Source organism: Selenomonas sp. GACV-9 (genome assembly GCA_900116485.1).
In the GTDB taxonomy this organism is placed as follows: domain Bacteria; phylum Bacillota; class Negativicutes; order Selenomonadales; family Selenomonadaceae; genus Selenomonas_A; species Selenomonas_A ruminantium_G.
The window spans coordinates 44,222-70,911 of the sequence record FPAX01000009.1; the positions used below are offsets into that span (position 1 = coordinate 44,222).

The following is a 26,690-nucleotide window of genomic DNA, read 5'->3' on the forward strand; positions in this document are numbered from 1 at the left end:
ATGGCAGATCTTATTCGAGTCGGCATGGCAGACTACAAAGTAGGCCAGGCGCCGTCCACAATAATCAGCTATGGCCTCGGCTCCTGTATCGGCATATCCCTGTACGATCCGCAGACAAAGGTCGGTGGACTCTTGCATATCATGCTGCCGGACAGCACACAGGCCAGGCCAACCGATAACCCGGCAAAATTTGCCGATACCGGATTGCCGCTGATGCTGAAGGATGTATTGGCCTTAGGTGCTTCGCGTACACGACTGGTGGCTAAGATTGCCGGCGGTGCGCAGATGTTTGCTTTTGCCAATGCGACGGATATCATGCGAGTGGGAGCACGTAATGCCGAGGCTGCAAAGAAGATCCTGAAGGATCTGAATATCCGGCTGATTGCTGAGGATACAGGCGGCACATATGGCCGTACGGTTTCCATCGATATGGAGACCGGGGTATATAAAGTCAAGACCATAGACAAAGGTGAGAAGGAAATCTAAGACACAAGCTAGATCCGTTGGGAGGTGAAGCAGCTTTGTTTAAAATGGGAATGTCGTTGGTATTTGCGGTTATTTCGGCGCTGATCATAGTCCTGACCGGACTCAGCAGTGATGCGAGACTGACGACGGTGCTGCTCCGCAGCCTGATTGGTTTCCTGCTGACAGGTGCCCTGGTCTGGCTGGTGACATTCATCCTCGAGATGAAGGATATCGTTGGCTTCGATAAGAATCTGGAGCTCATAGAGTCTTTAGAGGAAGAGGAGCCCAAGAGTCCGGAAGAGTATGAAGCTGAGGATGAAGCTGAGGATGAAGCCGCAGCCGAGCAGGAAGAGCAGCAGTCAGAAGAGGAACAGGAGAATGAGCCGACGGGATTCAGACCGTTAGGCGCAGAGGATCTCAGACATATGGAGGCGCCGCCGCAGAATTGATGGTGCCTGCAAGAAAATGATGGAGGGAGGACGTTCCATTGGATTCTGTGGGAATGAACCAGGATGAAAATTTGGCCGATGTCACTTCCCTTTGGCATAGCTATCTGGAACATAAGACTGTCGAGCTTCGCAACCAGCTGGCCGAGCATTATCTGCCATTGGTCAAGCTGGTTGCAGGCAGGCTTGCAATCAGCCTGCCTGCCCATGTGGATCGTGATGACCTGCTTTCCAGCGGTTTTTTCGGCCTGATGGATGCGATTGACCGGTATGACATGGAGCGCAAGAACAAGTTTGAGACGTATGCGGGAGTCCGTATACGTGGTGCAATGCTTGATTATCTGCGATCGAAAGACTGGCTGCCGGTTGCAATCCGACAGAAGATACGGCGCTATGAACAGACTGTTTACGAGCTGGAAAACCGTTTAGGACGTCCGGCAAACGATGGGGAACTTGCTGCGGAACTTGGTCTGACCGACAAGGAGCTGCATAATCTGGAAAGCCAGATCAGTGTGGCGACTGTGATTCCGCTGGATGATTACCTGCGGACAGATTCGCCAGCCTCAGGCGAAGAGGGGCCGACGGAACGCCTGGAAAAGGCAGAACTCCGCAATACGCTGGCAACGGCAATCGAACGCCTGCCAGAAAAAGAAAAAAAGGTTGTAGCGCTCTATTACTACGAAGAATTGACGTTGAAAGAAATCAGCTTGATCATGAATTTGTCCGAAGCGAGAATCTCGCAGCTCCACACCAAGGCGGTGTTCCGGCTGCGGGGATATCTGGCCAGGATGAAGGCAAGCTTAGTATAGCAAATTCAGCCTTAGGGGGGACGTATCATGGATGACCAGACATTGCGCCCGGCAGTAGGCAGCATAGAAGCAGGCTACTTATTTGAATTTCGGGAAGATGGTGTCTATCTGACGATCTATCCTGATGCTGCTGACGGCCTTGCGTTCGAACTATCGGATATACGCCAGGTCCTGCATGACCATGGCGTTATTGATTACGACATCATAACGCTTTCTCAGATTGTGCGCGAGGCAGCTGGTGAGCCGCGGAAGCTGGCATCATCGTATGGTTCGCCGGAAGATATGGCTGAGCTGGAAAAGCAGCAGCAGGTCCAGAAGGAAGAAAAACCGGTCGAAGAAGACCAGAAGAAGGCAGGAATCATCGTCGATATCAGCCATGACAAGATGCTGGCAACCATTCGTTACGATACGAATGTCGGGAGACTGCTGCCAACCTATGAAGAAGTCCGGCAGGCACTGCAGGATGCTGGGGTCACCTATGGCATCAATCCAGATGCCATAAAGAAGGGGATTGAGAGCCTGTCGCCGTTCGTAGCGGCGCAGGGACAACCACCTCGGCACGGTGAGAATGCGCGGATTGAACGTCATTTCGACTTGGGGGTCAAAGGCCGTCCGAAAGTCGATGAATACGATCGCGTGGACTTCAAGGACATGAATCTCTTTGTACTGGCCCGGAAGGGTGACTTACTGGCAGTACGTATCCCACAGACGCCGGGAGAGGCAGGCCGGGATGTTTATGGGCGGGATATCAACGCCCGTAATGGCAAGCCGATTCCGATGCCGCAGGGGAACAATACCGAGATTTCCGGTGAGAATGAGCTCATTGCGCTGATCGATGGACAGATTGTCGATACAGGTAAGAAGATATCCATCGATCCTCATCTGCTGATCAAAGGCGGCGTGGGCGTAGGAACTGGTAACATCGATTTCGTTGGCAGTGTTGAGATCAAGGGCAATGTCGAGGCCGGATTCAATGTCAAGGCTACCGGCGATGTCCAGGTCGGCGGCATGGTCAGCGGTGGCAACGTAGAAGGGCGTAATGTCTTTGTCAACGGCGGTGTCAATGGTATGAACCGTGGTAAGATAAGGGCTGAGGAAGATGTTCATGCCACGTTTGCTGAGAATGCGGAAATCGAGGCGGGGCGTGATATCTATCTGCGTGATGTGGCCCTGCATTCCATGCTTACGGCAGGCAAACGCATCTATCTCGAAGAAAAGCGCGGCATGATTGCAGGCGGAAAATGTGCTGCCGGCGAGGAGATACGCTGCAAGATCGTGGGCAATCCAGCTTCGGTCGTCACACGGCTTTCCGTAGGTGTCAATCCGCAGTTGCAGAAAAAGTATCGCGATCTCTGTCGGGAGTATAAGGAGTCGAAAGATCGTCTAAGGCAGATCAATCAGATGCTCAATACCCTCAGCAAGATCGATATCAGCCGTCTGCCGCAGGAACGCATCAATCAGATCAATGCGCTGACGCGTTCGCAGTTCCCGCTAGCTGGCAAGATCAAGCGGGATGAACAGGAGATCCAGGCGCTGGGTGAGGAGCTGTCGCAGATGCAGAACGGCAAGATCCGTGTCAGCGATACGATTTTCCCTGGAGTCAAAGTTTCGATCAATTCGATCATCATGAACGTGCAATCGGAAATCATGAGAACAACGCTGACCGTGAAAGATGAGCGGGTGGATATTGGTCCGTACTGACTGAAGAAAGAAGGGGAGATCCGATGGATGTCACACCGATGAGTTTGCAAATGATGGTTCCGCGCTCTGCTGATGCGACGCAGGTGCAGCATAACCTGAATCAGGCGAATGCGATGCAGTCGGATTTTCAAGCCATCAAGCAGAAGGAAGAAGATAAGCTGAAACAGGAGCAGGTCCGTGAAAAGGATGAATTGGAGGACGGCCGTATCAAGGATGATCCGGAGCGGCAGCAGAAGCAGGGCAAGGGCGGCAGTCAGCGTCGCCGCTATGCGGCTGCGGCAGAGCAGCAGGATGAGCCAGAACTGGAACGTTTTGCCAAGGATCCGTCACGTGGAAATCTTCTGGACATCAGCCTATAGGAGGCAGGTTGCATTCGTTTATGGTCACAACATTAGGTTTACTTATCATTGTCGGTTTCCTGTTGGTCATGGGAGCCCGTTGGCTTTCGCAGCGTCAGCAGCAGCAGATTGACGGTGAGGCGCTTCGACAGTCAACGGATCAGCTCAAAGAGGAGTTGGAGCGGTCTGCTGATGCGGTAATCAATCGCATGGGCAGCCATATCAAGCATCTGGAGCGTTTATTGCAGGAGGCTGATGATCGCAGCCGCAGGTTGGAGGCTCAGTTGGAAGAGGCTAAGAAAGCAGGCCTCGATCTTGAGCAGCAGCTGCGTCAGCTTTCGGCAGATACGCTGGCTGCACATCGTGCCTCAGAGGAGCTAGCTTCGCGCTGGCAGGCGCAGGCTTCGCTGATGCCGCCTGTGCTGGCACCGATGGTGGGGGCTGCCGCACCATCGCCAGTCGCGGCCAGGGAGCCTGAACGCGTGGATGCGCAGGATTTTGCTCAGGTGCTGCAGCAGTCAATGGAGCGCGATGAGCTGACGCAGGCTCAGAATGTGGAGACTCCACCGGTAAGTGTCCAGCAGGCAGCTGGGCTTGCGGAGGCCATGAACAGCCGTGCCGCGCAGAGTGCGGTGGCGGAACCAGTGGCTGAATCGGAGGAGGCAGCGCCTGCCGATGATGGTGTCGATATCTCACCGAATGCCGCGAAGGCCAGAGCTCTGCTGCTAAGTGGTTACAGCGTCGAAGAAACAGCGCGGGAGACGGGCATCGGCAAAGGTGCTATCGAGCTGCTGCGCGAAATGAATCGCCGTGAATTGGAAAAGGAATAAAAAATAGTGCTATGAGATGATTGGTCTCATAGCACTATTTTTATGGAATCGTATCAAGCGTTGGACAGCTGACGGAATTCTTCAAGTTTTTTCATGGCGGCGCCGGAGGCGATAAGCTGACGGGCTTTATCGATACCAGCAGCGATGCTGTCTGCCTGTCCGCCTACATAGATGGCAGCACCAGCATTAAGGAGCACGATGTCAGTCTTAGGGCCGGTGGCGCCATTCAGGATATCAAGCGTAACCTGTGCGTTCTCAGCGGGATTGCCGCCGCGGATGTCGTCCTTGCTGCAGCGCGTGAAACCGAAATCTTCTGGCTTTACGGTGTAGCGCTTGAACCAGCCGTCGCGGAATTCGCAGACGCTGGTCGGGGCGCTGAGTGAGAACTCATCGAGGCAGTCCTGGCCATAGATGACCATACCGCGTTTGACACCCAGCGAGAGCATGACTTTCGCCAGCGGCTCGAGCAGATACTCGTCGTAGACGCCAAGTACCATATGGGTCGGATGGGCAGGATTGGTCAGAGGGCCGAGGATATTGAATACCGTGCGGATACCGAGTTCCTTGCGGATGGCGCCGACGTATTTCATCGAGGCATGATATTTCTGGGCGAACATGAAACAGAGACCAATCTTTTCGAGCTCTTCAACGACCTTCTCGGGGGGCTGGGAAAGATTCACGCCGAGGGCCTCGAGGCAGTCCGCTGCGCCGCATTTCGAGGAGGCTGCACGATTGCCGTGCTTGGCGACCTTCACCCCAGCGGCCGCGATGATCATAGCGGCTGTCGTGGAGATGTTGATGCTGTGCGCGTGGTCGCCGCCAGTGCCGACGATATCGAGCACGTCCATATCGTGATTGACACGCAGCGCATGGTCACGCATGGCGGCGGCTGATCCAGATATCTCGTCGATGGTCTCGGCTTTGGTGCTCTTGGTCGATAACGCCGAGAGATAGGCCGCATTCTGCACCTGGGAGGTTTCGCCGTTCATGATCTCATTCATGACATCATAGGCTTCCTGATAGGTCAGATCCTTTTTGCTGACAATCTTTTCAATGGCTTGCTTTATCATCAGTATTCACCTCAAATACATATTGTTTGCATAATCAAGATAAACACTATCATTAAAATGTAAAGTTGTCAACAAGACAGATCTGATAGCAAGGAAAAAAGCATCATAATGAAAAAAGAGTTGACAGCATAGGTTAAATTGGCTATAATACATGAGTGGTCTACGGGATGTAGCGCAGTTTGGTAGCGCGCCTGCTTTGGGAGCAGGATGTCGCAGGTTCGAATCCTGTCATCCCGACCATTGTTTTTTGCGTCAGTAGCTCAGTTGGATAGAGCAACGGCCTTCTAAGCCGTGGGTCGGGGGTTCGAATCCCTCCTGACGCACCAACGGAAATAAGGGCTCCGGGGAATCCTCGGGGCTTTTTTTGTATATCGTGGTTGGCGGAGGACAGGAAGTGCATGTTTTTCTTGCTTAACCAGGCCGTAAAGGGTAATATGATATTGGTGTGTTGTATATGTAAGCAACGTAAGAGCGGATTGTTTTGTTAGATGTGAAGGTTTAGAAAATGAAACAGATTCCTTTTTCCATAAAAAATCGTCAAGAACTCAATGACTGCATCGAGAAGGTACAGCAGGAGGTTCGGGCCATGAAGTCCCTGTCCTGCGTGCTGGTTTCGATTTTCATGGATACGGCCAATGAACGCATGTTGATGGAGATGAAGCATACGATCAACGCGACCTTTCCCGAGGCACAGATTGTCGGCTCCGTATCGATGGGGGAAATCGTCAACGGTACGCTGGTTGAGCATGATATTGTCGTGAATTTCACGTTGTTTGAGTGTTCGAAGGTGCGTGTGCTGTCCTATGATTTCCGGCAGATCGGCAGTCATCAGGCTGGCCGGGAGCTTTTGGCTATCCTCAATGCCGATAAGGATGTGGCTGCTGTCGAGGTGATATCTGCTGGTTTTCATCTGGATATCAACCCGTTCTTTCATGAGGCATCCAAGTCGCGGAAGGACATCGTCTTTTTCGGTGGCCTGGCTGATGATGGCAGCCTAGGGCAGAATGGTATGGTGTTTGCACAGAATACCACGCTGCGTCATGGTGTGGCCGTGGCGGTATTCAGCGGTAGCAAGCTCCATGTGCAGGCTAGCTCGAGTTTTGGCTGGAAGCCACTGGGGCGCAGCATGACCGTCACGAAGATGGATGGAGAGTTCTGTCTCAAGGAACTCGACGGGATACCGGCGCTCGATGTGTTCGAGCGTTATCTGGGTATCGTCAACGATGAGCGGTTCCTCGTTGAAGCTTTGACGTTCCCTTTCTATTTTGAGCGCAACGGTACGGTACTGGCACGCCATCCCCGCCGCTGTCGCGAGGACGGTGGCGTCATGTTCGGCGCGGATTTCCGCGTGGGTGAGAAGGTACGCCTGGCCTATGGTGATCCCAGTGACATCATCGAAAATGCCATGGTGCTGCAGGAGAATCTGGCCAATTTCCGGCCGGAGGCCATCTTCATGGTCAGCTGTGTGGCGCGCTGGATGCTGCTGGGCAGTGACACGGAGCAGGAGCTTTCGGTCACGCGCCATCTGGCACCGTCGTCAGGGTTCTATGCCTATGGTGAGTTCATGCGTAATGCCGATGGCGAAATCATGGTTTCGAATATGACTTTGGTGACAATCGGCATGCGCGAAGGCTTGGGGCATAGCGACAAGAAGAATATCAAGGTGGAGCATCCGAAGTTCAAGAAACATCGCACGATCATGGCACATCTCGTTCATTTCATCGAGACGACGACCCAGGAGCTTGAGGAGACAAATTCCAAGCTGTCCCGTTTGGCGCAGATCGACCGCATGACGGAGGTCTTGAATCGTGGTGAGACGGAAAATCGCTTGCGGGATATGCTCGACCAGGCTAAATTGCTTGGGCAGCCGATGTCGATCCTGATGCTTGATATTGATGATTTCAAGGGCATCAATGATACCTTTGGTCATGAGATGGGCGATAAGGTCATTGGTGCCGTGGCCGATATCCTGCGGGATTCGACACGCAAGGCCGATGATGCGCCGGGCCGTTGGGGCGGCGATGAGTTCCTGGTGGTCTTCCAGGATATGGAAAGCACTGAAGGCCGGGAAATTGCCGAACGCATCCGCCGGAAGGTGGCGGCCATCGACTTCCTGCCGGAGGGACGCAAGGTGACGGTTAGCATTGGCTTTGCTACGGCTGGTGAGGAAGATACGCCACATGAATTATGCCGGCGCGCAGACATGGCGCTCTATGAAGCGAAGCGCAGCATTGGCAAGAATATGGTCGTTGTGCACTAACAATTCCTGGTAGGAATAATAGCCTTGCTTTTTAGGAATACCTATGGTAAGATGTTGGTACAAATTGGATAGATAAACAAGGCGGAGTCTGGTCACCAAGGGCTCCGTCTATTTTTTATCTGGAATCGAAGAGGTCTTGATTGGACCTGTCAAAGGAGGCATATGATGGAAGTTTTAGCAGGTATTATCTTTATTTTCATGTATATGGTCATCGTATCGGAGAAGATCCACCGTACGGTTGCTGCCATGCTTGGTGCGACAAGCATGGTGCTGCTGGGGATCTTGAACCAGGAAACGGCACTGCACCATATCGACTTCAACACGTTGGGGCTTTTGGTCGGCATGATGGTTCTGGTCGGCGTGACGAGCCATACGGGGCTTTTTGACTATGTAGCCATCAAGGCTGCCAAGGTGGCCAAGGCTGAGCCGAAGCGGATCCTTGTCTATCTCGGACTTATCACGGCGGTATTCTCCGCATTCCTTGATAATGTCACGACGGTGCTGCTGATGGTGCCGGTAACGTTCAGCATCACGCAGAAGCTGCACATCAATCCGATTCCGTTCCTGCTCACCCAGATCATTGCGTCGAATGTCGGTGGTACGGCTACGCTGATCGGCGATCCGCCGAATATCATGATCGGCAGCGCGGTAAAAGAGCTGACCTTCATGGCCTTTATCGAGAATCTGGCGCCGATTGCCATTATCAACCTTATCGTTGTCATCTTCATCGTGGAGGTACTCTACAGCAAGAAGATGAAGACGAAACCGGAACTGCAGGCAGAGCTCATGCAGATGGATGAGAAGAAAGCGCTGAAGGATCGCAAGCTGCTGGCACGTTCGCTGTTTGTGCTCTCACTGGTCATCCTCGGGTTCTTCACCCATTCACTCACGCACATCGAGTCGTCGATGATTGCGTTGACTGGTGGTTTCCTGCTGCTGCTGCTGGCAGGCGGCAGCCACCATCTCGTCGAGACGACGATGAAGTCCGTCGAGTGGGCAACGATTTTTTTCTTCATTGGTCTCTTCATTGCGGTTGGTGGCCTTATCGAGACGGGCATCATCGGCAGCATGGCCAAGCAGGCAGTGGAGCTTACGGGCGGCGATGTGACGAGCACGTCGCTGCTGGTGCTCTGGCTCAGTGCCATTGTCTCGTCGGTACTTGATAATATCCCGTTCGTAGCGACGATGATCCCGTTGATCCAGAACATGGGAACGATGGGCGTCAGCAATCTGGAGCCAATCTGGTGGAGCTTGGCACTCGGTGCCTGCCTGGGTGGCAACGGTACGCTGGTTGGTGCGTCGGCTAACCTTATCGTGGCCGGCCTGGCGGCTGATCGTGGTGTCAAGATCACGTTCATCAATTATTTCAAGGTGGGTTTCCCCATCATGCTCTTGACGATTGTGCTCTCGACGGTGTATGTTTATATCCGGTATCTGATGTAATCCGGTAATAAGCGGTTATGGAATGATCAGTTCCATGACCGCTTTTGTTTTTCCTCATATTGTCTATTCTGGCAGGAATATGTCTATGAGAGGAGAATATAGTCGATGGTAAATGGTTTGGAGGGGTTCTTTTGGCAAAATTCAGTGGCAGAGGATATGGTATGTGTATTCTCTTTGTGGTGATAGGCGCAATCTTAGGCGGAATCTTGGGACAGCTTTTGATGAATGTCGATGCCTTGGCAGGCATCATGCCGTATCTCGTGACGACGTATCCGGTATTTGATATCGCGCCGGTGACATTCAATCTCTATGTGATCCAGTTGACGCTTGGTCTGGCCTTTGCCCCGAATCTCATGAGCATCCTGGGCATCGTGCTGGCTATCGTCTTGTTCCGCAAGTATTGAGAGGAGGCAGCATGATCATTTTAGCGTCGGGGTCGCCACGCCGGAGAGAACTCCTTGAGCAGATTGGAGCAAAGTTTGTGGTGCAGGTCAGCGATGCCGCCGAGGAAAGCGGCGACGCAATGGCACCGCAGGAACTCGTGAAGAGGAATGCCATCGTCAAGGCGGAGGCAGTGGCCAGTGAGCATCCGGAGCTGCCGGTGCTCGGGGCTGACACAGTCGTCGCCCTTGATGGGCATACGTATGGCAAACCGTGTGATGCAGAGGATGCCTGCCGCATGCTGCGCCTGTTTGCAGGGCGCACTCATGAGGTAGCGACGGGCATAGCAATCGTAAATGGCGGCAAGGTCTATGCTGATGTCGTGACGACCAAGGTCACGTTTGCGCCGCTGACGGATTCTGAAATCCAGCGCTATGTTGCGTCAAAAGAGCCGCTTGATAAGGCAGGCGCCTATGCAGTCCAAGGGCTCGCGGCAGTGTTCATCGAAAAGCTTGACGGCTCTTACTCGAATGTCGTAGGACTGCCACTTCATGCATTGGCACGGCTTGCCGGAAAGGCAGGCGTCGATTTATATGGCAATCATGGTGAGGGATCTGCCCGTTGAGGAACGTCCACGGGAAAGGCTGCTGCATGCTGGTGCAGCGTCGCTTAGCAATGCAGACCTTTTAGCGGTGCTGCTGCGGTCGGGGACGCGGGAACAATCGGTGCTCCGCATTGCGGAGGAAGTATTGGCGCGTTACAAGGAGCGTGGGCTCGAGGCTATCGTGCACATGCCGGCGGCAGAGCTGACGGCGATAAATGGTGTGGGATCAGCCAAGGCGGCAACGGTGTTGGCGGCAGTGGAACTAGGGCGGCGGCTGGCGATGGCGCCAGCCGCGCGCATCGTGGCCGTACATGGGCCTGATGATGCGGCTCATTTTGCGATGCCGCGGTTCCAGTTCGAGCAGCGGGAGCATTTTGCGGTCATGCTGCTCGATACGAAGAATCATATTCTCGGCATGCCTGATATCTCAGTCGGCAGCCTGCAGGCTGCGGTCGTACATCCGCGCGAAGTTTTCCGGGCGGCCATCGACTATGCGGCAGCGGCGATGATCCTATTCCACAATCACCCGAGTGGCGATCCGAACCCGAGCCGGGAGGATATCGCGGTGACGCAGCGGCTGGTCAAGGCAGGCAAGATCATGGACATTCCTGTGCTGGATCATATCATACTGGGACGGCAGCAATTCTTGAGCTTCAAGGATAAAGGATTGTTATCGTAAGAAAAAACCTTTATTTTTCTTGTCCTTTTCCGCAAATTTCCGTTACAAACAACCATGAGTTGTGCTACAATAAAATAGCTGTTTAAAAATAATCGTAAGATCTGCCGGTGGTTTCCGTCGGCTTGTTTAAAAGTTTCGAAGGGAGTTTTTCAATAAAATGTGGAGTCTTTTGGGTGGTTTATCGCACGATATGGGTATTGACCTCGGTACGGCAAATACGCTGGTTCACGTGAAGGGCAGAGGCATTGTCCTGCGTGAGCCGTCGGTTGTTGCCATCAAGAGCGACACGGGTGATGTCCTGGCTGTTGGCGAGGAAGCTAAGCAGATGATCGGCCGTACGCCGGGCAACATCGTAGCAATCCGTCCGATGAAGGATGGCGTCATCGCTGATTTTGACGTGACCCAGGCCATGCTCAAATACTTCATCCGCAAGGCGATGGGCTCGAAGTCGTTCATGAGCTCCCGTCCGCGCGTCGTTGTCGGTGTGCCGTCCGGTGTCACGGAAGTTGAGAAGCGTGCGGTCATCGATGCCGCTCAGCAGGCTGGTGCCCGCGAGGCATATCTGATTGAGGAGCCGATGGCAGCAGCAATCGGTGCTGGCCTGCCGGTCGAAGAGGCTACGGGCAGCATGGTCGTAGATATCGGCGGTGGTACGACGGAGATCGCTGTCATCTCGCTAGGCGGTATTGTTACGAGCCGCTCCATCCGCATCGGCGGTGATGAGATGGATTCCTCCATCGTGCAGTACATCAAGCGCATGTACAACCTCATGATCGGTGAGCGCACGGCTGAGGAGATCAAGATCAACATCGGCACGGCTATCGTCACGCCGGATACGGATAAGTCCATGGACATCCGTGGCCGTGACCTTGTCAGTGGCCTGCCGAAGACGCTGACGATCCAGGCTAAGGAAATCCGCGATGCCTTGAACGAGCCGATCTACAAGATCATCGATGCCGTCAAGGGCACGCTGGAGAAGACTCCGCCAGAGCTGGCTGCAGATGTCATGGATCATGGCATCATGATGACGGGCGGCGGTGCATTGCTTACGAATTTCGACAAGCTGCTCTCCCATGAGACGGGCATGCCGGTCCTCGTTTCTGAGGATGCGCTTTCCTGCGTCGGCGAGGGTACGGGTAAATCCCTTGAGAACATTGAGCTTCTCAAACGCGTAGTTATGACCTCGAAGAAGTTGAGACAATGAGCAATAGAGTAAGAAAAGATAAGGATTCGCATCGCAAGTTATGGGCTGTGCTCTTCGTCATTGTGAGCTTGTTCTGCATCATTTTCTTTGCCGCCCGCGGGCGGTTCCAGGCACCAGTGAGCAGCAAGGCTGCCTTGCTGGTGCTCTCGCCGTTCCAGCAGGCAGTTTCCTGGGTCGGCAGTCAGGTGCGTTATGTCACCAGCAGTGTCTGGGAAATCGTGACTATCCACGAGCAGAACAAGTTGCTGCGCAATGAGGTGGAGCAGCTGCGTGTGCAGAATCTTGAAGCCAGTGAGGCTTTGGCGGAAAATGAGCGCTTGCGGACCCTTTTGGGTTATCAGCAGATGATGACGCAGTTCGATATGGTCGGCGCCCGCGTCATTGGCCGTGAGTCGGCTACCTGGTCGAATGTGATTGTCATTGACCGTGGCCAGAAGGATGGCGTAGATGCCGACATGGCAGTGGTGACGGAGAAAGGGCTCGTTGGTCATGTACTTGAGGCAGGCTGGAATACCTCGAAGGTGCAGCTGATTCTCGATCCGCGCTCTTCGGTCGGTACGATCGTCCAGCGGGCTGAGTCCCGGGTTGCAGGTATCGTGCAGGGCGATCTGGATAATCCGACGATGCCGCAGATGGTCAATATCCCGAAGAATGCCGACGTAGTCGAGGGCGATGTCATCGTGACTTCTGGCTTTGGCGGCACGTATCCGAAGGGCATCGTCGTCGGCCTGGTTTCGTCTTTGCAGAACGATTCAGGCGGATTGCTGAAGATCGGCCTCTTAGAGCCGGCAGTGGATTTCCAGAAGCTCGAGGATGTCATGGTCATCACGGCATCCCGGGAGGCGCCTCCGGAGCCGATCAAGCCGCCGCAGCAGACGCCGGGGACGGAGACGGATCCGGCAGCGCAGGCGGCTGCTGCCAAGGCTGCTGAGGAGAATCCGCAATGAACAAGTTTGGAAGATTAGCGCTGTTTGTCATCGCCTTATATGTTTTGCAGACATCGCTGCTGCCGATGATTGCCTATCGTGGTATCAGCCCGAATCTCATGCTGCTCCTTACCGTATCGTTTGCTTTCCTGCGCGGTGTGCGTCAGGGCGGGCTCATGGGCTTTGCTACGGGGCTGCTGCAGGATCTGGCCTCGGGAACATTCTTTGGAATCAACGCCTTTACGAATATGCTGCTGGGCATGTTCTTTGGCCGTTTTTCCGACCGCGTGTTCAAAGAGCAGTTTTTCCTGCCGGTGATGGCATCCATCAGCGCAATTGTCGCGGACTATTTTATTTTGGCGTTGCTTATGGTATTATTAGGTTATCGCTTTAATCTGGTGAGCAGCCTGCAGACGATGCTTCTGCCGATGCTCATCTATCAGCTGGCTTTCGCGTATCCGGTTCATCGTTTTACTTATGAGTTGGACAAAAAGCTAAGTGAAAAAGAAAAACACTGATTAAGGCACCTTGCGGGGTGCCTTTCGTTATGGGAGAGATATTTCTTGGTCGAAAATGATGAATTTGGCGGCAGAATAAAAGTATTGAGCTGGCTGTGTGTGCTGGTCATTGCCGTACTCATCGGCCGGGCCGGTTATCTGCAGATCTACGATGGCGACTACTATGCAGCATTGGCTGAGGGCAATCGCATCCGCATCATTCCGGCGATGGCGCCGCGGGGGACATTCTATGACCGCAACGGCAATCTTTTGGTACAGAATCGTCCGGGCTTTACGGTATCCTTGCTGCCGCTTACAGCGCCGATTTCCGATGATGTCATCCAGCGCCTTTCAGATCTCATCAAGGTGCCGGTGCCGAAAATCAAGGAGAAGATTGCCGCGCATAGCGGTTTTGATCCCATCCGCATCAAGGCCGATGTCACGCCGGATATCGTGACGATCATCGAGGAACAGAAAAATAATTATCCGGGAGTCGTCATCGAGGTGCAGCCGATCCGTGACTATACCAATAAGCAGGAGGCTGCTCATACCTATGGCTATGTCAGTGAGATCAATGATATGGAGCTCGAGAAGCTCAAGGATCAGGGATATAAATCTGGCGACATCATCGGCAAGTTCGGTTTGGAGAAGGTCTACGACAAGGAGCTGCGCGGCGAGAATGGCGGCGAGCAGGTCGAGGTAGATGTTTCAGGCAAGCCTGTGCAGATCATCGGCAAGAAGGAGCCCGTTCCGGGCGATGACCTTTACCTGACTATTGATGAGTCGCTGCAGACGGCGGCGGAAAAAGCCGTCGATGAACAGCTGAAGCTCATCCATGCCAATGCCGCAGCTGCGGTGGCGATGAATCCGCAGACCGGCGAGATCCTGGCCATCGTCAGCCGGCCGGCCTTCGATCCGAACTTGTTTGCTCATGGCATTTCAACGAAGGATTGGAATGCCTTGAACAATAATCCCTATCATCCGATGGATAACAAGGCCATCACGGGCGAGTATCCGCCAGGCTCTACCTTCAAGATCGTGACGGGTACAGCGGCGCTGACGGAGGGAGTTGTTTCCCCGGAGGAACTCATCAATGATACGGGCCGTCACTGGATCATCCCCAAGGGCAATGCTGAGGGCGAGGCGTTAGGTCTCATCAATTTCCGTCAGGCTATGGCCCATTCGGATAACGTCTATTTCTATGAGATGGGCAACCGCCTCGGCATTGACCGCCTGGAAAAGTATGCACGCATGTTTGGCCTTGGCAAGACGACGGGCATCGATCTTCCTTATGAGGCTTCGGGGCTGGTGGCCAACCGCAAGTACAAGGAGCTCAATTTCGAGGATGGCGAATGGTATCTGTCGGAGACCTTCGATGCGGCTATTGGCCAGGGCTTCAATCTGGTAACGCCACTGCAGGCAGCCATGCTCATGGGAGAGGTTGCCGCCGATGGCAAGCGTTACCGGCCGCATGTCGTACAGCGTATCGTGGGGCCGGATGGCAAGACGGTCAAGGAGTTCAAGCCTGAGCTCCTGTCGACGCTCGACGTCAATCCGGCTATGCTGAAACTCGTGCAGGATGGCTTGCATGATGTTACGAAGTATGGTACGGCTGCATCGTCGTTCCAAGGGTTCACGATCGACATTGCGGGCAAGACGGGCACGGCGGAGAATCCCCATGGCCGTGATCACGGCTGGTTTGTGGCCTATGGCCCGTTTGATAATCCCACCATCGTCGTGGCGGTCATTGTTGAGCAGGGTGGCTTTGGTTCCCAGTCGGCAGTGCCGATTGGCCGCAAGATACTCGAGGCCGCCTTCGGCATCAATCAGCCCAGCGGCAAGGCGCAGGCAAAACAGTAAGCAAGTCATATAAAATAAAAGTAGAAGTGAGGACAGCCATGAGTGAAGAGATTGTAAAAATCAAAGGCAGCAAGTCCGGTCTGCAGCTCAGCTTTGCAGAAGGTGCTACTTTTGAGGCTGTGCGCAAGGACATTGAGGAGAAGCTGATATCCGGCTCAGGATTCTTCCTGCGTGGGACATTGGTGCTGCTTCCCCACGATGCTTTCAGCGAGGAGGAGCGCGGTCTGCTGCAGAAGATGTTCCATGAACATGGCCTGATCTGTCGCACGCTGAATCCTGAGACGCAGCAAGTTCCGTCGGAGCAGGTGCGCAAAGAGAATCAGCAGGAAAAACAGCAACAGCAGCAAGCTGCTGCCAAGGCGGCAGCAAGAAGAGAGAAAGTCCAGGAGATGGTCGTTGTCAACCGCACCTTGCGTGGCGGACAGGAAATCCGCACGGAAAGTTCGGTCATGGTCTGTGGCAACGTCAACCCTGGCGCGCAGATCATTGCCGGCGGAAGTATCGACATCCGCGGTACCTGCCGTGGCATGGTACATGCCGGTGCCTTTGGCGATAGTACGGCGTTCATCATTGCCGATCATCTGATGCCGACGCAGATCCGCATCTCGAATCTGATTGCCCGGTCGCCGGATGAGATGGAGAAGACAGAGCGAGCTGAGCGGGCTTCCATCAAAGAAGGCCGCATTGTGATTGAACCAATAGAAAGGTAGGAACGGACAATATGAGTGAAATCTATGTAATTACCTCCGGTAAGGGTGGCGTTGGCAAGACGACGACGACGGCAAATCTCGGTGTAGGCCTTGCGATGCGCGGCAAGAAGGTTGTACTGGTCGATACGGATACGGGGCTTAGGAACCTCGACCTGCTCCTCGGGCTGGAGAACCGCATCATGTATGACCTGATTGATGTTACCGAAGGCCGCGTTCCTTACAAGAAGGCACTGGTTCGTCATAAGAAATATGACACGCTGTTCCTGCTGCCGACCTCCCAGGTCAAAGACAAGATGGCTGTGAATCCGGAGCAGCTCGTCGCACTCTGCAAGGAGCTGCGGAAGGAGTTCGACTATATCCTGATCGACTGCCCGGCTGGTATCGAGCAGGGCTTCAAAACGGCAATTGCTGCTGCTGATACGGCGCTCGTCGTCACGATGCCGGAGATCTCGGCAGTACGCGATGCGGACAAGATCATCGGCGAGCTTGGCCGTGCCGATAAGCAGGACATCAAGCTGATCGTCAACCGTATCCGTCCGCAGATGGTCGAGAATGGTGATATGCTCGATATGAGCGATATCAACGATATCCTTTCGATCGACTGCATCGGTCAGGTGCCAGATGACATCAAGGTCGTCACGAGCACGAACAAGGGCGAGCCCTGCATCACGATGGATGATTCGCAGGCTGGCACTGCTTACCGCAATATTGTTGCCCGCATGTGCGGCGAGGATGTTCCGTTCATGGAATTTGCCAAAGAGGGTTTCTGGACGCGCCTCAAGCATGTTTTCGGTAAATAAGGAGGATTTGTATGATTGACGCATTGATGAAGATTTTCGGCAAAAAAGAACAGTCGGGCAAGATTGCGCGCGACCGTCTGAAGGTCGTACTCATTCATGACCGTGCAAACATTTCCCCGGAAGTCATGGATAACCTCAAGAATGACATCATCAAGGTCATTTCGAACTATATGGAAATCAACCAGCAGGATATGGATATCTCCCTGGCCAATGATGATGATTCGGTGGCACTGGTCGCTAATATTCCGGTCAGCCGCATGAAACATGACAAGGGTTCCCATTGAGAGATGAATAAAACGAAATGACGAAAAGCATATTACGTCGCACGGATTTCACCTTGTTGGCCGCGACATTGGGGATCATCCTCATGAGTCTTGTCATCATCGGTAGTGCGACTCATATCAATACGCCCAGTGACGACCGTTACTGGTTTGTGGCGCGTCAGGGTATCTTTGCTTTGATGAACATCGGCCTGGCTGCCTTCCTGATGAACTTCGACTACAAGATGCTGCAGGGGTACGGCAACCGGCTCTATGTATTCAACCTCATCATGCTAGTGGCTGTCATGCTCGTTGGCCAGTCGGCACTTGGTGCGCAGCGTTGGATATCGATTGGCCCTATCAGCATCCAGCCGTCGGAGTTCTCGAAGATCATCATGATCATCTCCCTGGCCGCGATGCTTGAAGAAAGGGTCGGCAAGCTCAACAATCTCCACGACTTGCTGCCAGTGGCAGCCTATGTGGGCGTGCCCTTCCTGCTGGTCCTCAAGCAGCCAGATTTGGGGACATCGCTGGTATTCATGGCGATTTTCCTCGGCATGATCTTCATCAGCGGCATAAACCTACGGCTGCTCGGAGGGATATTTGCCGCAGGCATCGCGATGATGCCGCTGCTCTGGCATGTGCTCAAGGATTATCAGAAGATGCGCATCATGGTCTTCATGGATCCGAATGTCGATCCGCTGGGATCAGGTTATCATATCATCCAGTCAAAGATAGCCATCGGTTCGGGGATGCTGTTTGGCAAGGGGCTGTTCGGCGGCACCCAGAGCCAGCTGAACTTCCTGCCCGAGAACCACACGGACTTCATCTTCGCCGTCGTTGGCGAGGAGCTGGGATTTATCGGCGTGACCTTCCTGCTGCTGCTGTATCTGGTGGTGCTCTGGCGCGGCGTGCTGATTGCCCGTGATGCCAGCGATATGTTCGGCCGCTTGCTGGCCGTTGGCATCACTTCGATGCTGGCCTTCCATGTGCTGGTAAACGTTGGCATGACGCTGGGTATCATGCCGGTAACAGGTATCCCATTGCCACTCATGAGCTATGGCGTCAGCTCGCTGACGACCAATATCATGTCGATTGCGATACTTTTGAATATCCAATTGCGAAAACAAAAATTGCTGTTCTAGCAGAATGATAGGCCTTCTCCGGGGATGCCACCGGCATCCAGCGCCTGACGGCGCCCTGTTGGGGAAGGTTTTTTTACAGACAGGAAAATAATCCGGAACTGAATGATTGATGGAGGAATGAACAAAATGGTACGACTTGACCACGAGGTGCTTCAGAACGTATTGAAGCCGTCCCGCTATACTGGCGGCGAGTGGAATGCCGTGAAGAAAGATTGGGATAAGGTGGATTGCACCTTTGCACTGGCGCTGCCGGATGTCTACGAGGTCGGCATGAGCAACCTCGGCCTGGCCATCCTGTACGAGGTGCTGAACCGTCAGCCAAACATTGCCGCAGAACGAGTCTATGCGCCTTGGACGGATATGGAGCAGGAGATGCGCGCGCGGCAGATTCCGCTGTTCTCGCTCGAGACCCATACGGAACTTACTGCTTTTGACCTGTTAGGTTTTTCGCTGCAGTATGAGATGATCTATTCGAACGTGCTCAACATGCTCGATTTGGCAGGCATACCTATCTGGGCCAAAGACCGTGATATCGATATGCCGTTCATCGTGGGCGGCGGCCCTTGCGTCTACAACGTGGAGCCTATTGCGGATTTCTTTGATTTCTTCCTCGTTGGTGAGGGCGAAGAGGTCGTCGTTGAGGTATCCAATGCGCTGATTGCCTGGAAGAAAGCCGGCCGCCCAGGGGGGCGCCGTGGTTTCCTCGAGCGACTGCTGACCATAGATGGCATCTATGTACCGTCCTTTTATGAGCCGGTTTACGCTGCAAATGGCGATTATGAGCGCCTGACGCCGCTTTCTGACAAGGCGAAGTCCATCATCTACAAGCGCGTCTGCCGTGATATGGATGATGCCATGTCGGTGGAGAATCCCATCGTGCCGTATATGGACATTGTCCATAACCGCATCATGCTCGAGCTGTTCCGTGGCTGCTCGCGCGGTTGCCGCTTCTGCCAGGCGGGCATCTGCTATCGTCCAGCCCGTGAGCGCACCGAGGCTAAGCTCAAGAAGATGGCCCGTGGCCTGGTGGATAAATCCGGTTACGATGAGATGAGCCTGACTTCGCTGTCGTCGGCTGACTATTCCTGCCTGGGGGGTCTTGTGGACAATCTCATGGAGGATTTCAAGGATGAGAAGGTCAGTTTCTCGCTGCCGTCCTTGCGCATCGATAGCTTTTCCATTGATCTGGCGCATAAGATGCAGCAGGTAAGGAAATCCGGCCTGACCTTTGCGCCCGAGGCGGGCACGCAGCGGCTGCGCGATGTCATCAACAAGGGCGTTACTGAAGAGAACCTCATGAACGCCTGTGGCTCGGCCTTCCGTCAGGGCTGGAAGCAGGTCAAGCTTTATTTCATGATGGGCCTGCCGACTGAGACCGATGAGGACATCATCGGCATTGCCAAGCTCGCCAAGAAGGTTGTCGATCTCTACACTGAGATCAAGGGGCGCCGCGGCGTGAAAGTTACGATTTCGGTTTCGTGCTTCGTGCCGAAACCGTATACGCCGTTCCAGTGGTTCGGCCAGCTGCCGATTGCGGAGTTTGAGCGCCGCCAGCAGCTGCTCAAGGAGCACATCACCGACCGTGCCATCACCTTCAATTACCACGATGCGCGCCTCTCGATCATCGAGGGCGTCCTGGCCCGCGGCGACCGCCGCTTGGCCAAGGTCATCTATCAGGCCTGGCAGGATGGCGCGAAGTTTGACGGCTGGTCGGATCTCTATAAGCATGACACCTGGCTCGCTGCCTTTGACAAGTGCGGGGTCGATATGAGCTATTACAATGAGCGTACCCGTGACTTCAACGAGGCACTGCCCTGGGATATCACTTCGCCGGGCGTCAATAAGGAATTCCTGCTGCGCGAGTGGCAGAAAGCCATGCAGGGAGCACTTACCATTGACTGCCGCCGCAGCAAGTGCACAGGCTGCGGCATCTGCCCGAACCTTGGCGTCCATGTCATCGACTACGCTAAGGAGGCGAAGCCTGTGGACTTGTCTGCAAAGCCTGCGGCACCGAAACAGCCGGAGACGGATCCGAAGGGCCCGGGCAAACAGCGCACGCTCTACAAGTTCCGTGCCGAAATCACGAAGGGCGACGAACTCCGCTATGTCTCACACCTTGACTATGCGAACCTCTTCCTGCGTGCCTTTGACCGGGCCAAGCTGCCGATGGCTTACTCGGAAGGCTTCAATCCGCATATGAAGGTGGCCTTTGCCTCAGCCTTGTCATTGGGCGTGACGAGTGAGGCCGAGTACATGGACTTCGAGCTTGTCAAGCCGGTCTGCCAGCCGGAGGTATTTGATCGCCTAAGGGCCCAGCTGCCGCCGGGGGCGGAGCTGCGGGAATTGCGTGAGGTACATGGCAAGCAGCCGGCCCTTATGGCCCAGGCTGATGAGGCCCGCTACACCCTCACGGTGCCATATGCTGGCAGCGAGGCAGAGGCACAGAAGGCAGTAAAAGCCTACAATGATGCGTCAGAAGTCATCTGGCAGCGCGTGACGCCGAAGAAGAAACGCGAGATTGAGACGAAACAGTATATGAAGAAGCCAGTCACGGTCGCGTTGACGCCAGCAGGCTTGCAGCTTGTCATGGATATCGTCATCACCCAGTCCGGCAGTGTCAAGCCAGTAGAGGTGCTGACAGCTATCCAGCAGCAGTTCGGTCTGGCTGTGGATGCCTCCCAGGCATTGATCACGCGCAACGGACTGTTTGGCCGTGGCAAACGGTTGATTGAACTGGTATAATGGATATAGTCAGCAAAGGTGAAAAGGGGGGAGCTTATGAAATCCATACTGGTGACCTGTGTACCCGAGGAAAATCGGGTAGCCATGGTGGAAGATGGTGTGCTTGAAGCCATTGAGATGGAGCGCTCGTCCCATTCACACCTGGTAGGGAATATCTACAAAGGGCAGGTACAGAACGTCCTGCCGGGCATGCAGGCGGCATTTGTCGACATCGGAACGGAGAAGAATGCGTTCCTCTACATCGGCGATGGGCTGCCACAGGATGTGGTCAAGGCGCTGCCCAAGGTGCAGCATATCCATATCGGCCAGCGTCTGCCCGTCCAGATCATAAAGGATGCCATCGGCACGAAGGGGCCGCGGGCGACGACGCATATCTCGCTGCCGGGGCGCAACGTCGTGTTGATGCCGACTGCTGCCTATATCGGCATGTCGCGCCGTATCGACGATGAGGCTGAGCGCAGCCGGCTGCATGAGATTGCCAGCCGTATCTGTCCGAAGGGCATGGGGCTTATCATCCGCACTGTAGCAGCCGGGCAGAGCGAGGAAACCCTGAAGGCCGATGTCGAGTATCTGGTCAAGCTATGGGAATCTATCATGGCGCGGTTCAAGCTCAAAGGCAAGGGCACAAACCTGCTCTTCCGCGATGCAGATCTCATCATCCGCATCGTGCGCGATTCGCTGACCGATGAAGTGGATGAGATGCTCATCGATGACCGCGAAGTCTGGCAGCGCGTGGTTGACCTCGTGCAGTTCCTGTCCCCGCAGCTGGTCTCGCGGGTCAGATTCTACGAGGGCAAGGAGCCGCTGTTCCGCAAATACGGCATTGAAGATGAGCTTGAAAAGCTCGGGGCCCGGGAAGTAGAACTGAAGTCTGGAGGCTTTCTCGTCATCGATAAGACCGAGGCCTTGACCGTCATTGATGTCAATACGGGCAAGTATGTCGGCAAGTCAAACCTCGGGGATACGGTCTATCAGACAAACCTTGAGGCAGCGGCTGAGATCCTGCGGCAGATCCGGCTACGCGATATCGGCGGCATCATCATCGTGGACTTCATCGACATGGAGAAGGAAGAGCAGAAGGAACATCTGCTGACCTACATGCGCGAAAATGTCCGTCATGATCGCACAAAGACCAATATCGTCGATATCACGAGCCTGGGCCTTGTGGAAATCACGCGCAAGAAATCGCGGCAGAATCTCGACAGTATCATCTACAGCGAGTGCCCCGTCTGCCATGGCCGTGGCCGCGTCGAGTCGCCGGAGACCGTGAGCATCCGCATCGCGGCGGCAATCCGCCGCATGGAGCGAACCTCGCATGCGAGCGAGGGCTATGAGATCGAGGTTCATGAGACCGTAGCCGAGGAGCTGCGGGCCAATCAGCTGATGATGGACCTGGCCGCGGAATTCGGCACGGACATCAAGGTAACGGTCAAGCCTGGCATGCATCCGGAAAACTACTCGATTCTCCAGCAGAGCTGAATATGAGAGATGACACCGCCTGCAGTGGATATCTATCCACTGCAGGCGGTGTCTATTTATGTATACAATACACATGGCGACTATATGTCTTTATAGTGTAGACACGTATGGAAACTATCAGTATAATAAAGGCAGATGAGGGATTGTGAAATCATATTATCTTATTTTCCAGCAAAGGAGTGATTGTTATGAACCTTTCAATCAAGATTTTTATCGCTCTGATACTTTCTGTTGTCGTTGGCCTTATTGCCGGTGAACCGGGACTGCCGTTCATCAACTGGTGGATTGCGCCAATCGGCACCATCTTCATCAATCTCATCAAGATGATGATCGTACCGGTCGTATTCTTCTCCCTCGTCGTCGGTATGACAAGTCTCGGTGATACGAAGAAATTGGGACGCATCGGTCTCAAGACGATCCTGCTCTATCTCTGCACGACGGCGGTGGCCATCGTCATCGGCTTTGGCATTGCCGGCCTTGTCCATCCGGGGGTGGGCCTGCAGATGGCCAGTGAGGCAGCCGTCAAGGTCAAGGAAGCACCATCGATCATGCAGGTGTTCGTGGCCATGGTTCCTGCCAACCCCATCGAGGCGATGGCTAAGGCCCAGATCCTGCCGGTCATCATCTTCTCGCTGTTTGTCGGTGTCGGCATCCTGAAGGTCGGCGGTGAGCGGGCGGAACTGCTCGTCAGATTCTTCGATGCTGGGGCAGAGGTATCCTACAAGATCATCGGTATCGTCATGAGCTTTGCTCCGTACGGTGTCTTCGCACTGCTGCTGCCGGTCGTAGCCAAGAATGGCCCGAAGGTACTGCTGCCGCTGATGTCGGTCATCGCCTGCGTGGCTGTTGGCTGCGCAATCCATGCGATTGCCGTCTACTCGACGCTGGCCAAGGTCTGGGGCGGACATACGCCGCTGGAATTCTTCAAGGGCATGAGCGAGCAGATGCTCATCGCTTTCACGACTTGCTCCAGTGCAGCGTCCCTGCCAATCAACATGAAGAACTGCCAGGAAAAGCTTGGCGTATCCCGGGAGGTCTCCTCCTTCGTGCTGCCGCTGGGGGCGACGATCAACATGGATGGCACGGCCCTCTACATGGGTGTCTGCACGCTGTTCATCGCCAATGTATTCGGTGTTGACCTGACGGCCGGTCAGATGATGATGATCGTGCTGACGGGAACGCTGGCCTCAATCGGTACCGCAGGTGTTCCGGGTGCCGGCCTTATCATGCTGGCTATGGTCCTGCAGTCTGTTGGCCTGCCGATTGAGGGCATGGCACTGGTGGCTGGTATCGACCGCGTCCTCGATATGTTCCGTACCTGCCTCAATATCACTGGTGATGGTGCGGTGACGATTGTTATGGATCAGGAAGAGAAAAAACATGCGGCAGCTTAATATAGCTGGCATTTATGCTTAAGGCGGGAGTTGTGAGATGACCGTCTGATGAATACGAAGACCCGTTGACATTACAAAAAGTCAACGGGTCTTTTGTTAAATTACAGTTTGTCTGTCAGTGCGCGATTACAATAAGCTTGCTGCAGCTCAGCTTGGGTGAGGGTGGGTGCACTTTTTCTCCGCTCCGCTAAATGACCCGCGCTGGCAGGTTGTACGTATCTAGGTACATGCGCCGGGCAGGCCGGCGGCGCGCCAATACATCTTGACGTTCTAATTTATACCTACCGCGTGCCATCCCTCACTACGTTCGGGCAATCGCTCCGTCTACGAAGAAAGTGTACCCACCCTCGCCCGCCGTTACGTTGGAATAATCCTGCTCTGTCCCGGCGAAAGGCCACGAATTACATCGATGTGCTTGCTGCGAGAGCAACGGTTCGTGCAAATTCAGACTACCGTTACCAAAGGGGCGAACGGGGTAGTGCTTCTTTCTGTCTGGAGCGACTGTCCTGCGCAGCAGGACTGGGCCGTAATCGTATAACCTAGAAAGAACTATGTACGTCGCGACCTGGTGACGGGAGCAGGTAACTAGATCCGTAGGACTGGTCGTACGGTCCATTCAGCGGAAACAGAAAAAGTACTACCCCGTGAACCCCGAGCTGCGTACTATTGGGATTCCGTTCCGCACGCACTGACAGACAAACTGCAATTTGAAGACTGATTATGGGGAATAGGTTTTTGTAGGGATAGGACAAAATTTTTTATTTTAAGGATTGCTTTTTTCTATTTGCCCATGATATAATATCCCACGGTGTAATAAAAAGCATGGGTTTCCGATATCTGCCCTGTGCCCTGATACAGGGTGGTGCAGAAGATGAGGAGCCCAGAAGAAAAAAACAGGAGGTGCACCAACATGGCAGTTATTTCCATGAAACAGTTACTTGAAGCAGGTGTCCACTTCGGACATCAGACCCGCCGTTGGAACCCGAAGATGGCTAAGTACATCTTCACGGAGCGCAATGGCATCTACATCATCGATCTGCAGAAGACCGTCAAGAAAGTTGACGAGGCTTATGCATTCCTTCGCAGCGTTGCTGAAGAAGGCAAGAGCATCCTCTTCGTTGGTACGAAGAAGCAGGCTCAGGAGGCTATCAAAGAGGAGTCTCTGCGTGCTAACATGTTCTATGTCAACGAGCGTTGGCTCGGCGGCATGATGACGAACTTCCAGACAATCCAGAAGCGCGTTGCTCGTCTCAAAGAGCTCGAGGCTATGGAAGCTGATGGCACGTTCGAAGTCCTCACGAAGAAAGAAGTACAGGTTCTCCGCCATGAGATGGAGAAACTCGAGAAATACCTCGGCGGTATCAAAGAGATGAACAAGCTGCCGGGCGCTCTCTTCATCGTTGATCCGCGCAAAGAGCGTATCGCTGTTGCTGAGGCTCGCAAGCTCAACATTCCTATCGTTGCTATCGTTGACACGAACTGCGATCCGGACGAGATCGACTATGTCATCCCGGGCAATGATGATGCTATCCGTGCCGTCAAACTGCTGACGGGCCGTATGGCTGACGCTGTCCTCGAAGGCCGTCAGGGCCAGGATGGCGAGGCTGCTGATACGAAGGCTGCTGAGTAATCCAGACTCACTACGGGAAATCATGACGGGGTAAGGGAATAATTATCCCTTACCCCGTTATTTATAATTTAGGAGGAAGAAGTAAATGGCAATTACTGCTGCACTGGTAAAAGAACTGCGCGAGAAAACGGGCGCAGGCATGATGGACTGCAAAAAAGCTCTGACGGCTGTCGATGGCGACATGGATAAAGCAATCGATTTCCTGCGCGAGAAAGGCATCGCTAAGGCTGAGAAGAAGGCTGGCCGCGTTGCTGCTGAGGGCGCTGTTGCTGCTTATGTCAGCGAGGATGCCAAAGTCGGTGCTGTTGTCGAGATCAACTGCGAGACGGACTTCGCTGCTGGCAATGACCAGTTCAAGGCTCTGACGGCTAAGATTTCCAAGCATATCGTTGAGACGAAACCAGCTGACCTCGATGCGCTGAACAACAGCGAGATCGATGGCAAGAAGGTTTCTGACCTCATCACGGAAGCTACGGCTACGATTGGCGAGAAGATCTCGCTGCGCCGCTTTGCTTGCTATGAGACGGAAGGCCGTGTTGCCAGCTACATCCACATGGGCGGTAAGATCGGTGTTCTCGTCGAGCTGACGGCTGGCGACGAGACGCTGGGCAAAGACATCGCTATGCAGATTGCTGCAGCTGCTCCGCAGGCTATCGATCGCGCTGGCGTTGACGCTGCTTCCCTCGAGCATGAGAAGGAAGTTCTCCGCAAGCAGGCTGAGGAAGAGGGCAAACCGGCTAACATCATCGATCGCATGGTCGAGGGCCGCATCAACAAATTCTATAAGGAAGTCTGCCTGAACGAGCAGATTTTCGTCAAGGATTCCGAGAAGACGATCAAAGACGTTCTCGGCGATGCCAAGGTTACGGCATTCACGCGCTTCCAGCTCGGCGAAGGCATCGAGAAGAAGGAAGAGAACTTCGCTGCTGAAGTTGCTGCTCAGATGAAATAATCCATTTCTGTTGAGGAAATGCATTTACGGGAGTACATCCGTCAGGATGTACTCCTTTTTTCGTG

The 26,690-nt window shown here is 54.1% G+C and carries 25 protein-coding genes and 2 tRNA genes; 26 read left to right on the plus strand and 1 reads right to left on the minus strand.

Translation table 11 applies throughout. From position 1 onward, the window contains the following. The 6 genes from BM322_RS08765 to BM322_RS08790 are packed head-to-tail and all read left to right on the plus strand — an operon-like array spanning window position 1 to window position 4,589. Window positions 1–486 carry a chemotaxis protein CheD gene (locus BM322_RS08765; RefSeq protein WP_075429718.1) on the plus strand — a complete coding sequence of 162 codons (486 nt, stop codon included), beginning with the start codon at window positions 1–3 and terminating at the stop codon, window positions 484–486. Between the two features lie 44 nt (window positions 487–530). After that, window positions 531–914 carry a hypothetical protein gene (locus BM322_RS08770; RefSeq protein ID WP_318254580.1) on the plus strand — a complete coding sequence of 128 codons (384 nt, stop codon included), beginning with the start codon at window positions 531–533 and terminating at the stop codon, window positions 912–914. Window positions 915–967: 53 nt separating this feature from the next. Then, window positions 968–1,720 (plus strand): FliA/WhiG family RNA polymerase sigma factor, encoded by a 753-nt coding sequence (locus BM322_RS08775; protein ID WP_075429797.1) that lies wholly within the window; start codon window positions 968–970, stop codon window positions 1,718–1,720. 27 nt (window positions 1,721–1,747) lie between these two features. After that, the gene (locus BM322_RS08780) at window positions 1,748–3,421 is read left to right on the plus strand and encodes a DUF342 domain-containing protein (RefSeq protein WP_075429720.1); all 1,674 of its coding nucleotides are present in this window, start codon (window positions 1,748–1,750) and stop codon (window positions 3,419–3,421) included. Window positions 3,422–3,459: 38 nt separating this feature from the next. After that, window positions 3,460–3,780 (plus strand): hypothetical protein, encoded by a 321-nt coding sequence (locus BM322_RS08785; protein ID WP_082334439.1) that lies wholly within the window; start codon window positions 3,460–3,462, stop codon window positions 3,778–3,780. A gap of 20 nt (window positions 3,781–3,800) precedes the next feature. Next, the gene (locus BM322_RS08790) at window positions 3,801–4,589 is read left to right on the plus strand and encodes a hypothetical protein (RefSeq protein WP_075429722.1); all 789 of its coding nucleotides are present in this window, start codon (window positions 3,801–3,803) and stop codon (window positions 4,587–4,589) included. Window positions 4,590–4,642: 53 nt separating this feature from the next. Here BM322_RS08790 and trpD read toward each other — a convergent pair whose 3' ends face one another. After that, window positions 4,643–5,659, minus strand: coding sequence for an anthranilate phosphoribosyltransferase (gene trpD / locus BM322_RS08795; RefSeq protein WP_075429723.1), 1,017 nt, complete (start codon window positions 5,657–5,659; stop codon window positions 4,643–4,645). 163 nt (window positions 5,660–5,822) lie between these two features. On the opposite strand from trpD, the gene BM322_RS08800 reads away from it, so the two are divergent. The 20 genes from BM322_RS08800 (at window position 5,823) to tsf (ending at window position 26,625) form a co-directional block, all read left to right on the plus strand. Beyond that, window positions 5,823–5,899 (plus strand) — tRNA-Pro (locus BM322_RS08800). A gap of 9 nt (window positions 5,900–5,908) precedes the next feature. Further along, window positions 5,909–5,985 (plus strand) — tRNA-Arg (locus tag BM322_RS08805). A 179-nt stretch (window positions 5,986–6,164) separates the two neighbouring features. After that, window positions 6,165–7,919 carry a diguanylate cyclase gene (locus BM322_RS08810; RefSeq protein ID WP_075429724.1) on the plus strand — a complete coding sequence of 585 codons (1,755 nt, stop codon included), beginning with the start codon at window positions 6,165–6,167 and terminating at the stop codon, window positions 7,917–7,919. Window positions 7,920–8,084: 165 nt separating this feature from the next. Further along, window positions 8,085–9,362 (plus strand): SLC13 family permease, encoded by a 1,278-nt coding sequence (locus BM322_RS08815; protein WP_075429725.1) that lies wholly within the window; start codon window positions 8,085–8,087, stop codon window positions 9,360–9,362. 131 nt (window positions 9,363–9,493) lie between these two features. Next, entirely contained in the window at window positions 9,494–9,766 is a 273-nt protein-coding gene (locus tag BM322_RS08820) for a DUF4321 domain-containing protein (protein ID WP_407047830.1), read from the plus strand. A gap of 11 nt (window positions 9,767–9,777) precedes the next feature. Next, complete coding sequence (locus BM322_RS08825) at window positions 9,778–10,368, plus strand: nucleoside triphosphate pyrophosphatase (RefSeq protein WP_075429726.1); 591 nt, start codon at window positions 9,778–9,780, stop codon at window positions 10,366–10,368. Then, entirely contained in the window at window positions 10,337–11,026 is a 690-nt protein-coding gene (gene radC, locus BM322_RS08830) for a DNA repair protein RadC (RefSeq protein ID WP_075429727.1), read from the plus strand. The genes BM322_RS08825 and radC overlap by 32 nt, the downstream gene beginning before the upstream one ends. 157 nt (window positions 11,027–11,183) lie before the next feature. Further along, window positions 11,184–12,230, plus strand: a complete 1,047-nt coding sequence (locus tag BM322_RS08835) for a rod shape-determining protein (protein WP_075429728.1) — start codon at window positions 11,184–11,186, stop codon at window positions 12,228–12,230. Further along, window positions 12,227–13,177 (plus strand): rod shape-determining protein MreC, encoded by a 951-nt coding sequence (mreC, locus tag BM322_RS08840; protein WP_075429729.1) that lies wholly within the window; start codon window positions 12,227–12,229, stop codon window positions 13,175–13,177. The genes BM322_RS08835 and mreC overlap by 4 nt, the downstream gene beginning before the upstream one ends. Continuing rightward, complete coding sequence (gene mreD / locus BM322_RS08845) at window positions 13,174–13,674, plus strand: rod shape-determining protein MreD (RefSeq protein WP_075429730.1); 501 nt, start codon at window positions 13,174–13,176, stop codon at window positions 13,672–13,674. Before mreC ends, mreD begins: the two co-directional genes overlap by 4 nt. A 45-nt stretch (window positions 13,675–13,719) precedes the next feature. Further along, window positions 13,720–15,513, plus strand: coding sequence for a penicillin-binding protein 2 (mrdA, locus tag BM322_RS08850; protein WP_075429731.1), 1,794 nt, complete (start codon window positions 13,720–13,722; stop codon window positions 15,511–15,513). A 38-nt stretch (window positions 15,514–15,551) separates the two neighbouring features. Next, a complete protein-coding gene (minC, locus tag BM322_RS08855) occupies window positions 15,552–16,223 on the plus strand; it encodes a septum site-determining protein MinC (protein ID WP_075429732.1) in 672 nt (223 codons plus the stop codon). Window positions 16,224–16,234: 11 nt separating this feature from the next. After that, the gene (minD, locus tag BM322_RS08860; protein ID WP_075429733.1) at window positions 16,235–17,023 is read left to right on the plus strand and encodes a septum site-determining protein MinD; all 789 of its coding nucleotides are present in this window, start codon (window positions 16,235–16,237) and stop codon (window positions 17,021–17,023) included. A gap of 11 nt (window positions 17,024–17,034) precedes the next feature. Beyond that, window positions 17,035–17,307, plus strand: a complete 273-nt coding sequence (gene minE, locus BM322_RS08865) for a cell division topological specificity factor MinE (protein WP_075429735.1) — start codon at window positions 17,035–17,037, stop codon at window positions 17,305–17,307. A gap of 17 nt (window positions 17,308–17,324) precedes the next feature. Continuing rightward, complete coding sequence (gene rodA / locus BM322_RS08870) at window positions 17,325–18,428, plus strand: rod shape-determining protein RodA (RefSeq protein WP_075429737.1); 1,104 nt, start codon at window positions 17,325–17,327, stop codon at window positions 18,426–18,428. A 126-nt stretch (window positions 18,429–18,554) separates the two neighbouring features. Further along, window positions 18,555–21,170 (plus strand): TIGR03960 family B12-binding radical SAM protein, encoded by a 2,616-nt coding sequence (locus BM322_RS08875; RefSeq protein ID WP_075429739.1) that lies wholly within the window; start codon window positions 18,555–18,557, stop codon window positions 21,168–21,170. Between the two features lie 36 nt (window positions 21,171–21,206). After that, window positions 21,207–22,649, plus strand: a complete 1,443-nt coding sequence (locus BM322_RS08880) for an Rne/Rng family ribonuclease (RefSeq protein WP_075429741.1) — start codon at window positions 21,207–21,209, stop codon at window positions 22,647–22,649. Between the two features lie 188 nt (window positions 22,650–22,837). Then, entirely contained in the window at window positions 22,838–24,043 is a 1,206-nt protein-coding gene (locus tag BM322_RS08885) for a dicarboxylate/amino acid:cation symporter (RefSeq protein ID WP_075429743.1), read from the plus strand. Between the two features lie 910 nt (window positions 24,044–24,953). Further along, entirely contained in the window at window positions 24,954–25,673 is a 720-nt protein-coding gene (gene rpsB / locus BM322_RS08890) for a 30S ribosomal protein S2 (RefSeq protein ID WP_075429745.1), read from the plus strand. Between the two features lie 85 nt (window positions 25,674–25,758). After that, a complete protein-coding gene (gene tsf, locus BM322_RS08895; RefSeq protein ID WP_075429747.1) occupies window positions 25,759–26,625 on the plus strand; it encodes a translation elongation factor Ts in 867 nt (288 codons plus the stop codon). The last annotated feature ends 65 nt before the right edge of the window (window positions 26,626–26,690 follow it).